The 14,866-nt window shown below is 35.6% G+C and carries 12 protein-coding genes; 3 read left to right on the top strand and 9 right to left on the bottom strand.

Features of this window, described 5'->3' with window-relative positions; translation table 11 throughout:
• Positions 1-27 precede the first annotated feature (27 nt).
• The 7 genes from pfkA to HMPREF3031_RS02920 form a co-directional block, all read right to left on the bottom strand.
• Positions 28-996: a 6-phosphofructokinase gene (gene pfkA / locus HMPREF3031_RS02950; RefSeq protein ID WP_002481173.1), complete on the bottom strand. Its 969-nt coding sequence runs from the start codon at positions 994-996 to the stop codon at positions 28-30.
• Positions 997-1,279: 283 nt separating this feature from the next.
• Positions 1,280-2,227: an acetyl-CoA carboxylase carboxyltransferase subunit alpha gene (locus HMPREF3031_RS02945; RefSeq protein WP_002481174.1), complete on the bottom strand. Its 948-nt coding sequence runs from the start codon at positions 2,225-2,227 to the stop codon at positions 1,280-1,282.
• A complete protein-coding gene (gene accD / locus HMPREF3031_RS02940; RefSeq protein WP_002481175.1) occupies positions 2,220-3,092 on the bottom strand; it encodes an acetyl-CoA carboxylase, carboxyltransferase subunit beta in 873 nt (290 codons plus the stop codon). The genes HMPREF3031_RS02945 and accD overlap by 8 nt, the downstream gene beginning before the upstream one ends.
• 63 nt (positions 3,093-3,155) lie before the next feature.
• On the bottom strand, positions 3,156-4,385 hold the full coding sequence (locus HMPREF3031_RS02935; protein WP_002481176.1) for an NADP-dependent malic enzyme: 1,230 nt from the start codon (positions 4,383-4,385) through the stop codon (positions 3,156-3,158).
• A gap of 275 nt (positions 4,386-4,660) precedes the next feature.
• The gene (locus HMPREF3031_RS02930; RefSeq protein ID WP_002481177.1) at positions 4,661-7,861 is read right to left on the bottom strand and encodes a DNA polymerase III subunit alpha; all 3,201 of its coding nucleotides are present in this window, start codon (positions 7,859-7,861) and stop codon (positions 4,661-4,663) included.
• A 32-nt stretch (positions 7,862-7,893) separates the two neighbouring features.
• The gene (locus tag HMPREF3031_RS02925) at positions 7,894-8,832 is read right to left on the bottom strand and encodes a DHH family phosphoesterase (protein ID WP_002481178.1); all 939 of its coding nucleotides are present in this window, start codon (positions 8,830-8,832) and stop codon (positions 7,894-7,896) included.
• Between the two features lie 35 nt (positions 8,833-8,867).
• Entirely contained in the window at positions 8,868-10,163 is a 1,296-nt protein-coding gene (locus HMPREF3031_RS02920; RefSeq protein WP_002481179.1) for a DRTGG domain-containing protein, read from the bottom strand.
• 223 nt (positions 10,164-10,386) lie between these two features.
• On the opposite strand from HMPREF3031_RS02920, the gene HMPREF3031_RS02915 reads away from it, so the two are divergent.
• Positions 10,387-10,800 (top strand): universal stress protein, encoded by a 414-nt coding sequence (locus HMPREF3031_RS02915; RefSeq protein ID WP_002481180.1) that lies wholly within the window; start codon positions 10,387-10,389, stop codon positions 10,798-10,800.
• A gap of 51 nt (positions 10,801-10,851) precedes the next feature.
• On the opposite strand, the gene HMPREF3031_RS02910 is transcribed toward HMPREF3031_RS02915, so the two are convergent.
• Positions 10,852-11,541 (bottom strand): metal-dependent hydrolase, encoded by a 690-nt coding sequence (locus tag HMPREF3031_RS02910; RefSeq protein ID WP_002481181.1) that lies wholly within the window; start codon positions 11,539-11,541, stop codon positions 10,852-10,854.
• A gap of 142 nt (positions 11,542-11,683) precedes the next feature.
• On the opposite strand from HMPREF3031_RS02910, the gene HMPREF3031_RS02905 reads away from it, so the two are divergent.
• Entirely contained in the window at positions 11,684-12,739 is a 1,056-nt protein-coding gene (locus tag HMPREF3031_RS02905; RefSeq protein ID WP_002481182.1) for a M24 family metallopeptidase, read from the top strand.
• Between the two features lie 179 nt (positions 12,740-12,918).
• Here HMPREF3031_RS02905 and ald read toward each other — a convergent pair whose 3' ends face one another.
• Positions 12,919-14,034 (bottom strand): alanine dehydrogenase, encoded by a 1,116-nt coding sequence (ald, locus tag HMPREF3031_RS02900; protein WP_023015972.1) that lies wholly within the window; start codon positions 14,032-14,034, stop codon positions 12,919-12,921.
• Between the two features lie 206 nt (positions 14,035-14,240).
• Here ald and HMPREF3031_RS02895 point away from each other — a divergent pair, with 206 nt between their 5' ends.
• Positions 14,241-14,744: a universal stress protein gene (locus HMPREF3031_RS02895; RefSeq protein ID WP_002481184.1), complete on the top strand. Its 504-nt coding sequence runs from the start codon at positions 14,241-14,243 to the stop codon at positions 14,742-14,744.
• The last annotated feature ends 122 nt before the right edge of the window (positions 14,745-14,866 follow it).

Raw genomic sequence — 14,866 nt, 5'->3', positions numbered from 1 at the left:
CTCCTAAAAATTTCACTAAATCTATCATTAAATTGATAATTCTTGTGCTAACTCATACATATCAAAATTAAACTTACTACCTTTATTACTGAAGATATCATCAAATGGTGTTTGAGTTAATTCATTTTGTTTAATGCCAACTCCCAATGCTGTTTTACCTTCAATTAATAATTCTACGGCATGACCGCCAAGTCTTGATGCCAACACTCTGTCTTGTCCAGTTGGGCTACCACCACGTTGGATATGACCGAGTACAGATACACGTCCATCTACATGGATGTATTTTGCTAATTCTTCTGCACAATCTTGTCCTGACATAACACCTTCAGCTACCATAACGATAGAATGTTTTTTACCTCTTTTAATACCGGCTTCTATTTTTTCTGCGATATCTTTGATATCTGTTTTTACTTCTGGAACGAGGATTGTTTCTGCACCGACAGCTAAACCAGCCCACAATGCAAGATCACCACAATCGCGGCCCATAACTTCAATAATAAATGTTCTCGCGTGACTTGAAGCAGTGTCTCTGATTTTATCGACAGAATCAATAATTGTATTGAGTGCTGTGTCAAAACCAATTGTGAAGTCTGTACCTGGAATATCATTATCGATTGTTCCCGGAATACCGATAGTTTGAATTTCAGGGCATTCTTCACTGATACGTTGAGCACCACGATAACTTCCGTCACCGCCGATTACAACTAATCCATCAATACCATGACTTCTTAAGTTTTCAATTGCTTTGGCACGTACTTCTTTGTCCTTGAATTCTGGGCAACGTGCAGAGTAAAGGAATGTACCTCCTCTTTGAATTGTATCTCCCACTGATCCTAGTTCAAGCTTTTTAAGATCATCATTTATCAATCCGAGGTAGCCTTGGTACACACCGTAAACTTCAATCCCATTATAAATGGCAGTACGCACAACTGCTCGAACAGCAGCGTTCATTCCCGGAGCGTCTCCACCACTTGTCAAAACTGCAATTTTTTTCATGACAACTGACCTTCCTAACTTGTATGATTTACATTAAAAATACCATAAAATAGCGTGGTTATCCATAAAAATACCATGCAATCCATAATGTAAACGTTTTATATTTCTATTTTCGAAATATAGCCACACTTTTTATTTAATATGGATACGATAGACATATTTTTACAGTCTAATTTTTTCAATTTCTGCTATTTTTAACCATCATAACCGGATTAATTCTCAAATACAAAATGAAAAGGATTCTACACTCTTCCCTAAAAAAGAAGTATAGAATCCTTTTCCCTTATTGTTCTTTATATTCACCCATTTGACGGAATTTATCAAAACGATCGTCAGCTAACGCTGGACCATCTAATTTTTTCAACGCATCTAAATGAGAAACAAACGCATGTTTAATACTGCGCGCTTGTTGTTCAATATCTTTATGTGCGCCGCCAAGTGGTTCTGTAATAACTTCATCAATCACACCTAATTCTTTTAAATCAGGTGCTGTGATTTTCATTGTTTCAGCAGCAATTTTTGAAAGGTTGCTATCTTTCCATAACAACGCTGCTGCACCTTCTGGTGAAATCACTGAATACGTACTGTTTTCAAGCATTAATACTCTATTTGCAATACCAATACCTAAAGCACCACCGCTTCCGCCTTCACCAATAACTAAAGTGATGACAGGCACTTTCAAGCTAGACATTTCTATTAAGTTTTTAGCAATAGACTCACTTTGACCACGTTCTTCAGCAGATTTACCAGGGTATGCGCCTTTAGTATCAATAAATGTAAAGATAGGTCTGTTGAATTTCTCAGCTTGTTTCATTAAACGTAACGCTTTACGGTACCCTTCTGGATGAGCCATTCCGAAATTACGGTAAATATTATCTTTTGTATCTTTACCACGTTGTTGACCAACTACAGTGACTGGCTGACCATTTAAATATCCAATGCCGCCTATCATTGCTGGATCATCTCTGAAATTTCTATCCCCATGTAATTCCATGAAATCATCAAAGATGTATGGAATATAATCTAAGGTTGTAGGTCGTTCTTGCATTCTAGCTAATTGAACACGGTCCCAAGGTTTAAGATGCTTGTATATTTTTTCAGTTTCACGCTCTAGAGAAGCCTCTAACATATCGATTTCTTCTTGTAAATCTACATCATTTTTCTCTTGTGATTCTTTCAAAGCATCTATTTTATTTTTTATATCAAATAACGGCTTTTCAAAATCAAGCATCTTTTTTCACCTCTTGTCCTGTATGCATTTTCAATAATTGACTTAAAGTAGCACGCATATCCTTACGATGAACTACTTTATCTAATTGGCCGTGTTCTAATAAGAATTCCGCTGTTTGGAAATCATCCGGTAATTTTTCATTAATTGTTTGTTCAATAACACGACGACCCGCAAAACCGATTAAAGCACGCGGTTCTGACAAGTTGATATCACCAACTGATGCAAAGCTGGCAGAAACACCACCTGTTGTAGGATGTGTAATATAAGAAATATATAATAAACCAGCATCAGAATGACGTTTCAATGATACGCTTGTTTTACCCATTTGCATTAATGAAATAATACCTTCTTGCATTCTGGCACCGCCACTTGCAGAGAAAAGGATAAACGGCAGACGTTGTTCTGTACAATAATCTATAATACGGCAGATTTTCTCACCGACAACAGAACCCATACTCCCCATTCTGAAACGTGAATCCATAACTGCAACGCCGTATTTTGTACCATCTAATTCGGCTGTTCCAGTTACTACCGCTTCATTCAAATCTGTTTTGCTTTGATCTTTTTGAATTTTTTCTTCGTAACCAGGAAAGTCTAAAGGATTGGCAGATGTCATTCCTTTATCAAACTCTTTAAATGTTCCTTCATCTGAAATTGCTTCAATTCGTTTATATGCAGTCAAAGATAAGTGATGATCGCAATTAAAACACACATTGAGGTTTTCAGATAGTTCTTTTGTATACATGATTTTTTTACATTTTGGACATTTAGTCATGATACCTGATGGAACGTCATTCTGTTTTGAATCTTGGACAGTTACATATTTTTTCTTTTTACTGCCTCGATTGAAAAAATCTTTAAACATTGGTCAACCTCCACATCACTATTATGTTAATTTCAAGACATAACAGTACATTGTAAAAATAATCTATTTAATATCAGTTAATCTCATCGTTTTATTGTATATTTCATCTGGGTCAACTTCAACCCTAGCAACTCCAGATTCCATAGCTGCTTTCGCTACATTGCGTGCAACCGATGGTGCTACACGTTTATCAAATGGTGCTGGAATACAGTATTCCGGTGACAACTCATCCGGCCCAATTAAATTAGCGATAGCTTGTACAGCAGCTTGTTTCATTTTCTCATTAATATGTGTTGCACGTACATCTAAAGCCCCTCTGAAGATGCCTGGGAATGCTAACACGTTATTAATTTGGTTCGGATAATCTGAACGGCCTGTTCCAATCACTCTTGCTCCAGCCGCTTTTGCGTCATCTGGATTTATTTCTGGATTAGGATTTGCCATCGCAAAAATAATACTGTCTTTATTCATTGATTTTACCATATCTTGAGATAATGCATTAGCAACAGAAACACCGATAAAGACATCAGCACCTTGGATAACATCAGCTAACTTACCTTCTTGTTTATCCTTGTTCGTCCATTCTGCCACAAATTCTTTGGTTTCATTCATGCCATGCGGGCGTCCTTTATAAATAGCACCTTTAGAATCACACATAATCATATTGCGCACACCGTATGAATATAATAATTTCACAATCGCAATACCTGCAGCGCCTGCACCATTCAATACCACTTTGATATCTGATAGCGATTTATCTGTAATTCTTAAAGCATTAATCAATCCAGCCATTGTCACGATTGCTGTCCCATGCTGATCATCATGAAAGACTGGAATTTTAGTTTCTTTTTTTAATCGGTTTTCAATTTCAAAACAGCGCGGCGCAGAAATATCTTCTAAGTTGATACCGCCGTAATTAGGTTCTAATAATTTAACTGTTTTGATAATTTCTTCTGTATCTGTTGTATTCAAAGCTATTGGTACACCGCTTACCCCAGCAAAGCTTTTGAATAGAACTGCTTTACCTTCCATTACAGGAATACTTGCTTCAGGACCAATATTACCTAATCCTAATACTGCAGTGCCATCTGTTACTACAGCTACAGTATTGCCTTTAGATGTATAATCATAGACTTTACGAGGATCCTCATAAATCTCTTTACATGGTTCTGCAACACCAGGAGAATAAGCTAAACTTAATTCTTCTTTATTTGTAACTTTTACTTTGGGTGTAACATCAAATTTACCTTGATTTCTTTTATGCATTTCTAAAGCATCGTCTCTTAATGACAAACCAATCGCTCCTTTGTTCTGTATCTTAATATCGAAATAAATTCACGCATATTATGTTCAATCTATTACTGAGTTGTTTTATTATTTTTACCGAAAATTTACAATAAACTTTTGGTTTTAGTACTACTCTGAATTTTATGTACTGATTATAACACAGATGTCACTGTTTCACTGATTCTCATGGGTCAAATTATTAATTTCCTTAATTTTGTCGATGAATTGCTTAAAAATTTTAAAAGTCTGTAACTAATGCAATCCATTGTCACAGACTTCTATTACATTAAGCGAATATTTTCAGGATCAATTTGTTCAACCAATCTTTCAATCGTGTCAACATCACGTTCAATTCTTCCAACTTGCCGCATTTGGTTTGACTGTTCATCATAAAAATATATTGGAAGTTGTTGATGTGTTTCAGATGGTTCAGTATCAAATTCTAAATCATCAACATTAATTTTTCTGAGTATAATACGTGTTGCTTTTTCAAACATCGTTTTTTCATATGCATCTAAATCTTGTATTTCATTAATAATTAATTGATGCTTTTGATTTCTATTTTCGAATTTCCCTTTTACAATAAACGGTTTTTCTTCTAATAGAAGGGTTTCATAACGTTGAAAAGTATCAGGGAAAATAACACCATCTAACGTGTGCTCACCATCATTTAAAGTCGCAAAAGCCATCTGTTGCCCTTTTTTTGTACGAATACGTCTCAGTGTGTCCATTTGTACAAGTACAGGTTGATGATTGTTCGCATTGTTTAATTTATAAATGCCTAAAAACTGTTTTGAATCAAACAATTTTTCCATTGGATGTTTTGTAATATAAAATCCTAAGTATTCTTTTTCAAAGTTACTTAATGCTAAATCAGGCAACTCTTCTTTTTGTTGGTACTCTAATTTCGGTGTCACAAAGTCAAAAATCAAAGCATCTTGTTCGACTTGACTTGATGAATCTAAAACCTCATCTAATGTTCCTAATAAGGTTGCACGTGTTTCACCGAATTGATCAAATGCTCCCACTAATATGAGCGCTTCTAATAACTTACGTGTTTTAACGCGCCCAGATAAACGACGTGTAAAATCAAAGAAATCTTTATATCGACCATTTTGATAACGCTCATCTACAATAGCTTTAACACTTTGATAACCGACACCTTTGATGGTACCTAAAGATAAATAAATACCTTGTTCAGCTGCTTTATAATACCAATGACTTTCGTTGATGTCTGGAGGTAAAATCTTTAAGTTCATCGTTTTAGCTTCAGCAATCATCTGTTCAGTCTTTTTCTCACTGCCAATCACATTCGTTAAAATATTGGCATAAAAATAATTAGTATAATGTACTTTTAAATACGCCATCGTATAGGCGACTTTAGAATAACTCACCGCATGAGCACGTGGGAAACCATAATCTGCGAATTTAAGAATTAAATCAAAGATTTGTTTACTTAATTGTTCTGAGTAGCCATTTCGACTGGCACCTTCTACAAAGTGTTGACGTTCATTTTCCAACACAGCCCGATTCTTTTTACTCATTGCTCGACGTAAAATATCCGCTTCTCCATAACTGAACCCTGCGAACTTACTTGCAATCTGCATGATTTGTTCTTGATAAATAATAACACCGTATGTGGATTTTAATATCGGTTCTAAATCAGGATGAAGATAGGCCACTTTAGATGGGTCATGACGTCTAGCAATATATGTCGGTATTTCTTCCATTGGACCTGGACGATATAAAGAAGTCATTGCGACAATATCCTCAAAATGTTGCGGCTGTAAACGTCTTAATGCATCTCTGACACCGTCTGATTCTAATTGGAATAATCCGGTTGTTTCCCCTAATGACAACATTTTAAATACTTTCTCATCATCAAAAGGAATAGATTCTATATCAATATCGATATTTAAATCTTTCTTTACTTGATTGATGATTTGGTGAATGATGGATAAATTTCTCAGACCTAAAAAGTCGATTTTCAACAAACCAAGTCGTTCGTCTTCAGTCATTGTCCACTGTGTTAATAGACCCGTATCTTCCATTAATAATGGTACATATTGATATAATGGGCGTTCGTTAATAATAATGCCTGCCGCATGTGTTGATGTATGTCTCGGCAATCCTTCTAATTTCCTACTGAGTTTGAACCACAATTCATGCCTATGATTGCGATGCACAAAGTCTTTAAATGCTTGTGTGTCATAAGCTTCATTTAAAGTTATACCTAATTTAGACGGAATTAAATGTGAAATTTCACTGAGTGTTTTTTCTTCAAACCCCATAATACGTCCTACATCTCTTGCGACTGCTTTCGCTTGTAAATGTCCGAATGTCACAATACCTGAAACATGGTAATCTCCATATTTTTGTTGTACATATTCAATCACACGTTCACGTTTTGTATCTTCAAAGTCGATATCAATATCTGGCATTGTGACACGTTCGGGATTTAAAAATCGCTCAAATAATAAGTTATATTTTAATGGGTCAATCGTTGTGATATTCAACAAGTAACTGATTAGAGAACCTGCAGATGAACCACGACCTGGACCGACCATGACATCTTGTGTTTTCGCGTAATGAATCAGATCACTTACAATTAGGAAATAATCTTCGTACCCCATTTTCGTAATGACATCGAACTCATAATCTAAACGTTTTCTATACTGAGGAGTATCTAAGTTCATACGTTTAATAGCATTATCTAATAATTGGTATAAGTATTCTTTAGATGAAGTACCTTCAGGTGTATCATACTGTGGTAACAGTGATTGATGATATTCAATCGTAATATTACATTGATCAGCAAGGTCATTTGTATTATCAATAATGTCTTGAGATAAACTCAAGCTATCTATATCAGCTTGGCTATATAAATGGGCATGCTGTTCGCTACCTGTATTTACCAAGTCTAACGCTTTATTATTTTTAATTGCTTGCAATGCACTGACAGTTTCAGCATCTGCTTCATCAAGATATTTTGCTTCTTGCATCCACACTTGATTTAAATCTAATTGTTCTGCTGCACCGCTGCTTAAATGATCCGTGAATACATCTGCGTGTTCACTAAACATTTCCGCTAAATTCATTTGTTCAGCATTGATACGCTTAAAAATAATGACTAAATCATTTTGGTAATGTTTTAGCCATTCTGTAGAAATCGTACGTTTATCTTGTATTTTAATTGCTGAAGAAAGTTGATATAACGATTTTAATCCTTGATTATTTTTAGCTAATAATACTGTTTCTAACTCTGTTAAGCCATCACTTAAATCTACAGTCATACCGATAATGGGTTTGATGTCTGCTTGTCTGCATGCATCATAAAATTGAGGGACAGCATACAAGACATTTCTATCAGTCAGTGCCAACGATTGATAGCCTTCTGCGACTGCTTTTTCAACAATGTCAGAAACACGTAGACTAGATTCTAGCAAATCATACGCAGTGTGGATATTTAGATGTGCCTTCATAATTTTGTCCCTCCCTTTTTAATATTGTGCAGTTAGTCTATTAATTTTTGATTTAAGGCTTCTGCTAAACGATCAAATTCTTCCCAACTATAAACTGTAACACCAGATGCATTCGGGTGTCCGCCGCCTCCAAATTGTTGTGCGACGTCATTGATAACAACTTTTTTAGAACGCAGACGACAACGAATATCTTCGCCTTCATCAACTGCAAAGACCCAAATTTTTAAACCGCGTAAATCAGCAATTGTATTTACAAATTGAGAAGCTTCGTTCGGTTTAATATCAAATTGTTCTAAAACATCTTGTGTAATTTGAACTTTCGCAAAGCCGTTGTCATTCATTTCAAAGTTTTGTAGCACATAGCCTTGGAATGGCATAAGTTTAGGATCTTTTTCAGCCATTTTATTCAATTCTGCAGTGTGGTCAAATGGATATTTTAAAAGTTGTGCCCCAACTTCCATTGTATGCGCACTTGTATTGCTGAATAAGAAACGACCTGTATCGCCAACGATACCTAAATACAGTAAGCGTGCTGTTTCTGCATCAATGATGGATGTATCATTAAAATGCGCAATGATATCAAAGATGATTTCACTTGTTGATGAAGCTTCAGTGTTCACATAATTTAACTCGCCATATTGATCTAATGCAGGATGGTGATCAATTTTGATTAAACCTTTACCATTAGCAAAACGTTGATCATCAATACGAGGCGCATTAGCTGTATCACATACGATGACTAATGCTTCTTTATAAGTATCATCACTTACTGCATCAAATGTTCCCATAAAATCTAAAGAAGGCTCACTTTCACCTACAGCATAGACTTTTTTATCTGGAAATTTTAATTGTAAATAAGATTTTAAACCTAATTGAGAACCATAGGCATCTGGATCTGGTCGCACATGTCTATGGATAATAATTGTATCTTCTTGTTCAATTCGGTTCATAATTTCATTAAATGTATTCATATCATTACTCCTTCATTATCTGTTGATGCAGTACATCAGCTTTCTAGCATTTGACAAATAATCAATGCTTTAGCTACATCTTGTTGTCCTTCACGCATGCTGACCTCAATTTTAGCAAAGTGTCTCCCAACATCTAACATGTCATAATTAATTTCAAGTTCTGTTTCAATAGAAACTGTCTTCATATAAATAATACTTAAACTTTCAATCATAACTTCTTGTTTTTTTATTTGACGCATTTTATAGCGAATCGTTTCTTCAATAATTGCGACAAAAGCACCTTTACTTAACGTCCCGTATTGGCTTGTCAGTTGGGGTGCAACATCTACAGTAATTTTATCTTTATTAATTGAAATGTACTTGCCGACTTGATCATTGATAGTTTCCCCTACTTGCGGTTGACGTCCTAATAATTGCATAGCACGCAGAACATCTTCACGTGATACTACGCCAAGTAATTTCTTATTGATTGTCGTGACCGGCAGCAATTCAATACCTTCCCATATCATCATATGCGCACATGTCGCAACAGTTGTAGACACTTGCACATTTAATACCGGTTTTGTCATTACTTTATAAAGATATTCTTCTGAATCTTTTGCAATAATATCTTTACTTGTCACAATCCCCACTAATTTAAAGTCATCATCGACAACTGGAAATCTTGAATGTCCTGTCTCTTGCGAACGACTTTTAACATCTGCAACTTTCATTGTTTCTTTCAATACAGTCTCTTCAGTGACAGGTTTAACAATATCTTCAACAATTAAAATTTCTTTACGAATGATCTGATTATACATCGCACGGTTAATCATATTCGCAACTAAATATGAATCGTAATTAGACGATAAGATAGGCAAATCATGTTGATCTGCATAACGTTTAATTTCAGGTGTTGTACTAAAACCACCTGTAATCAACACTGCACTGCCATGTCTCAATGCTTCTAATTGTACATCCGTCCTATTACCGACAATCAACAAAGTATTTTTAGTCAGATATTTAACCACATTTTCTAATTTCATGGCACCAATAGCAAACTTAGTCAGCGTGTTATGAAGACCGTTACGACCTGCAAGTACCTGACCATCAATAATTTTAACAATTTCACCAAACGTTAAATGTTCGATTTCTTCTCTAGTTTTCTTTTCTATTCTCACAGTTCCGACTCGATCTATGGTAGCGACGAGTCCAAGTTGTTCAGCATCTTTAATTGCACGGTAAGCTGTTCCTTCAGATACCTCTAAATCTTTTGCTATTTTACGGACAGATATTTTCTGACCCACAGCGAGTGATTCAATGTGTGCAAGAATCTGTTCATGTTTTGTCATTACTTACTTCCCTCATTCTCTGCTTACTCTTCTTATTAATTATAACTTGATTCAGTCTAAAAATCGAAGTTAATCTCTCTTGAATTTTAACATGTTATAGGTGGAGTACCTAACTCAATAGTTGACATTTTGTAATTTAAATACGGTTTGTTAAGTTGACAATAAATTTAATTGGAAAAGTTGACACATTTTTATTAGAATATGTATTAAGGAGGGATTGAGAATGTATAAAAATATTTTACTCGGCGTTGATACTGATTTAGAAAACAAAAAAGCATTAGCTAATATCAGAAAATTGTCTGGTGAAGGCACAATTGTCACATTATTAAATGCGATCACTGAACAAGATGCACAAGCATCTATTAAGGGCGGCACACATTTAAACGATTTAACAAAAGCGCGTAGTCAAGAATTACAACCAACACGTGATATTCTTGATGAATACGGTATCGAATACGATGAAATCATTGTACGCGGTAATCCAAAAGAAGAACTTGTTAAGTTTGCGAACAGTGGTGATTATGACATTTTAGTAGTAAGTAACCGTAAAGCACAAGAGCAAAAGAAATTTGTGCTAGGCAGCGTCAGCCATAAAGTCGCAAAACGTGCTCATATCCCAGTATTGATTGTAAAATAATGAAAAATGCTTGTACATTGAGTTGTACAAGCATTTTTATTATCTGTGCTATTAGAATTCTACAGCTTCACCTGGTTTTAAGATTTGTACTTCGCCTTCTTTAACCAATTTCTTGAATTCTTCAGGATCTTGTTCAATATATGGGAATGTGTTGTAATGCACAGGTACAGTGATTTTCGGTTTAATAAACTCATTGATCGCGTAGCTGGCATCTTCAATACCCATTGTGAAGTTATCACCGATTGGTACGAAGCATACATCCACTGGATGACGATCTGCGATTAATTTCATATCACTGAATAAGCCAGTGTCACCACAGTGATAAATCGTTTTGCCTTCAATTTCTAAAATCAAACCAGTTGAAGAACCTAAATAAACTGGAATACCGTTTTCATTTGTGATACTTGAACTATGGAACGCTTGTACATACTTAACTGTTCCAAAGTCAAATTCCCATTTACCTCCGATATTCATTGGGTGTACATTTTCTACACCTTGTGCAGTTGATAAATAATCTGCAACTTCCGCAAGGCCGACAACTGTCGCATTATTTTTTTGCGCAATTTTCACAGTATCACCGAAGTGGTCTGCGTGACCATGCGTTAAAATAATATAATCTACCTCTAAATCTTCTGCATTTAAATCTGATAAATCATTACCAGTAATAAATGGATCTACGATGACTTTCTTGCCGTTTGCTTCAAAATAGATTGTTGATTGTCCATGAAATGATAATTCCATTTTAAAAAGCCCCCTTATGCTTCAATCTTAACTCTAGTATAACATTTACCCCACTTTAGTCTAAATGACACCATTGCCTTTTGAATTCTGAACCGCTTTGACTTAAAATAAAGTTAATCATACGAATGGAGGTTGAAGAATTTTGAAAACAGAAGAAATTGTTAATGAAATACGTAATCAAGATGCAGGGGCTGCTTGGATTACGACACCGCTTAACGTATTCTACTTTTCTGGCTACTTAAGCGATCCCCACGAACGTTTATTAGCCTTGCTAATTACTGCTGAGGGTGAAGAAGTTTTATTTGTCCCTAAATTAGAAGTAGAAGAGGTTAAAGCCTCTCCGTTCACTGGTAAAGTTGTCGGTAATGCTGATGGTGAAGATCCATTTAAGCTTGTAGATTACAACTTTGATAAAATTCTTGTGGAAGAAGATCATCTGACATTAAAACGTCAAAAAGAATTAATTGAAGGATTTGGTGTTGAAACATTCGGTTCAATTGACCAAACAATCAAAGATTTACGTAATGTCAAAACTCCTGAGGAAATTGACAAAATCAAAGAAGCTGCAAGACTTGCTGATAAATGTATTGAAATCGGAGTAGATTTCTTAGAAGAAGGCGTAACAGAAAAACAAGTGGTACGTCATATTGAGTATGAAATTCAAACAAAATACGGTGTCAGCGCAATGAGTTTCGATACAATGGTCTTATTTGGTGACCATGCTGCTTCACCACATGGTATTCCTGGTGATCGCCAACTTCAAAAAGATGAATATGTCTTATTCGACTTAGGTGTTATTTATGAAAACTATTGCTCAGATATGACACGAACAGTAGCTTTCGGTAACCCAAGCGAAAAAGCACAATCTGTTTATAATGTTGTATTAGAAGCTGAAAAAGCTGCAATTGACATGATTAAACCGGGCGTAGTTATTGGTGACGTAGACAGAAAAGCACGCGGTATTATTGCTGATGCTGGTTATGGTGAATACTTCGTACACCGTCTTGGTCACGGTTTAGGCTTAGAAGAACATGAATATCAAGATGTTGCTGGATTCAACACAAATCAATTTGTTCCAGGTATGGTTGTCACAGTTGAACCTGGTGTTTATGTTCCTGGTGAAGTGGGTGTCCGTATCGAAGACGACATCTTAGTCACTGAAGATGGAAATGAAGTCTTAACACATTATGATAAATAATGAGAGAGTATTGATTTAAGGTGGAGTACGAATACTCCACCTTTTTTATGAGCTGAAAAATTTTTAAGTATAGAAAAACGCCACCCCATCGCTGTTTATACCCCAAACAGCAATGAGATGGCGTCATTTTTGATGTTTTCAGAGCTTTATACGCTCCTTACATCCCATTAAATTAATAATTAATTTAATGCTTGATCTACTGGTGTATACGGAAGATCAAACGTGTTAGCTACACCTTCATTTGTAACTTTACCGTCGTACACATTCAATCCTAAAGATAATGGTTGGTTATCTTTCAATGCTTGTAAATAACCTTTGTTTGCGATTTGTAGCGCATAAGGTAATGTCGCATTGTTTAAACCAATTGTAGAAGTACGTGGTACCGCACCTGGCATATTTGCTACTGCATAGTGAACCACACCATGTTTAACATAAGTTGGATCATCATGCGTTGTAACGTGGTCAGATGTTTCGAAGATACCACCTTGGTCGATAGCGATATCTACCAATACAGCACCGTCTTTCATGTCTTTAACCATTTGTTCAGTTACAAGTTTTGGTGCTTTAGCGCCTGGAATTAATACCGCACCGACAACTAAATCACTTTGCGTAACATTTTGTTCGATATTAAGCGGGTTAGACATAACTGTATGCACACGTCCGCCGAATAAATCATCAAGTTCTTGTAAACGTTTTGGATTAACGTCTAAGATTGTTACGTCGGCACCTAAGCCTAAAGCGATTTTCGCTGCGTTTGTACCTGCTTGGCCGCCACCGATAATTGTGACTTTACCTTTAGGTACACCAGGAATTCCTCCTAGCAATACGCCCATACCGCCATAGAATTTTTGCAAGAATTGCGCACCGATTTGTGTCGCCATTCTACCTGCAACTTCACTCATTGGCGTTAATAATGGTAATGATCTATCTGGTAATTGCACCGTTTCGTATGCAATCGCAACGACTTCATTATCAACAAGTTCTTTTGTTAATGTTTCGTCGTTTGCTAAGTGTAGATAAGTGAATAAGATTAAATCTTTCTTGAAATATTTGTATTCTGGTTCAATTGGTTCTTTAACCTTGATAACCATTTCAACATCCCAAGCTTCGCCAGGTCCATCAACAATTGTTGCACCTGCGTCTTTATAATCCTCATCTGTAAAGAATGAACCTTCACCTGCGCTGCTCTCTACTTTAACTGTGTGCCCTGCTTCAACTAAAGCATGAACACCGCTTGGTGATAAACCTACTCTGTTTTCATTATTTTTTATCTCTTTTGGAATACCTATTTTCATTCCGTACACCTCCCATCCTTATCCTAACGCTTATATGCTGAAAGCGCAATCATTACGGTTGGAAAAGGATGATAAGATTAAGTTATCATGAAAGATAAGATATTCATAAAATTCAATCAATTATAAAAATTCAATCGCTACTTTTATTTCTAATATTCTGTCAATGTGGTAAAATATAAGTGAATAGAAGAAGGAGGTCATGTACGATGTTAACTTATAAAAATATTTTAATCGCAGTAGATGGATCACAAGAAGCTGAATGGGCATTCAATAAAGCGGTGGAAGTAGCGAAACGTAACAACGCTAAACTTATCATCACTAATGTTATTGACTCTAGAACATATACTTCATACGAAGTTTATGATGTTCAGTTCACTGAAAAATCTAAACAATTCGCTGAAGAATTACTTAGAGGTTATAAAGATTTTGCCCAAAAAGAAGGCGTGGAAGACGTTGAAACACTCCTTGAATTTGGTTCACCTAAAGCAATCATTCCTAAAAAAATCGCTCAAGAAGTCAAAGCAGACTTAGTTATTTGCGGTACTTCTGGTTTGAATGCGGTAGAACGCTTTATCGTAGGATCTGTTTCAGAAGCTATTGTTCGTCATTCACCTTGTGATGTTCTAGTAGTTCGTACAGAAGAAATGCCTGAAGATTTCGAACCTCAAGTAGCAACTGAAGAATTACGTAAACAATATCAAGCAAGATAATTAATTTGCTTTTACTATGAGTGTTTAACCGATCAGTTAATAACTGATCGGTTTTTTTATTACTTTAAAAATTATCATTACGCAAAAAAATGGCTCTATACTATTTAGGACTGGTGATAATC

Origin of the sequence: Staphylococcus sp. HMSC072B07, assembly GCF_001815505.1 — a bacterium.
Lineage (GTDB): Bacteria > Bacillota > Bacilli > Staphylococcales > Staphylococcaceae > Staphylococcus > Staphylococcus simulans.
This window is presented reverse-complemented; position numbering and strand designations above follow the sequence as displayed.

Coding starts and splice junctions, on each gene's coding strand:
- HMPREF3031_RS02925 (WP_002481178.1), bottom strand. CDS start 8,832: ATGAATACATTTAATGAAATTATGAACCGAATTGAACAAGAAGATACA.
- HMPREF3031_RS02895 (WP_002481184.1), top strand. CDS start 14,241: ATGTTAACTTATAAAAATATTTTAATCGCAGTAGATGGATCACAAGAA.
- HMPREF3031_RS02930 (WP_002481177.1), bottom strand. CDS start 7,861: ATGAAGGCACATCTAAATATCCACACTGCGTATGATTTGCTAGAATCT.
- HMPREF3031_RS02920 (WP_002481179.1), bottom strand. CDS start 10,163: ATGACAAAACATGAACAGATTCTTGCACACATTGAATCACTCGCTGTG.
- HMPREF3031_RS02915 (WP_002481180.1), top strand. CDS start 10,387: ATGTATAAAAATATTTTACTCGGCGTTGATACTGATTTAGAAAACAAA.
- HMPREF3031_RS02910 (WP_002481181.1), bottom strand. CDS start 11,541: ATGGAATTATCATTTCATGGACAATCAACAATCTATTTTGAAGCAAAC.
- ald (WP_023015972.1), bottom strand. CDS start 14,034: ATGAAAATAGGTATTCCAAAAGAGATAAAAAATAATGAAAACAGAGTA.
- pfkA (WP_002481173.1), bottom strand. CDS start 996: ATGAAAAAAATTGCAGTTTTGACAAGTGGTGGAGACGCTCCGGGAATG.
- accD (WP_002481175.1), bottom strand. CDS start 3,092: ATGTTTAAAGATTTTTTCAATCGAGGCAGTAAAAAGAAAAAATATGTA.
- HMPREF3031_RS02945 (WP_002481174.1), bottom strand. CDS start 2,227: ATGCTTGATTTTGAAAAGCCGTTATTTGATATAAAAAATAAAATAGAT.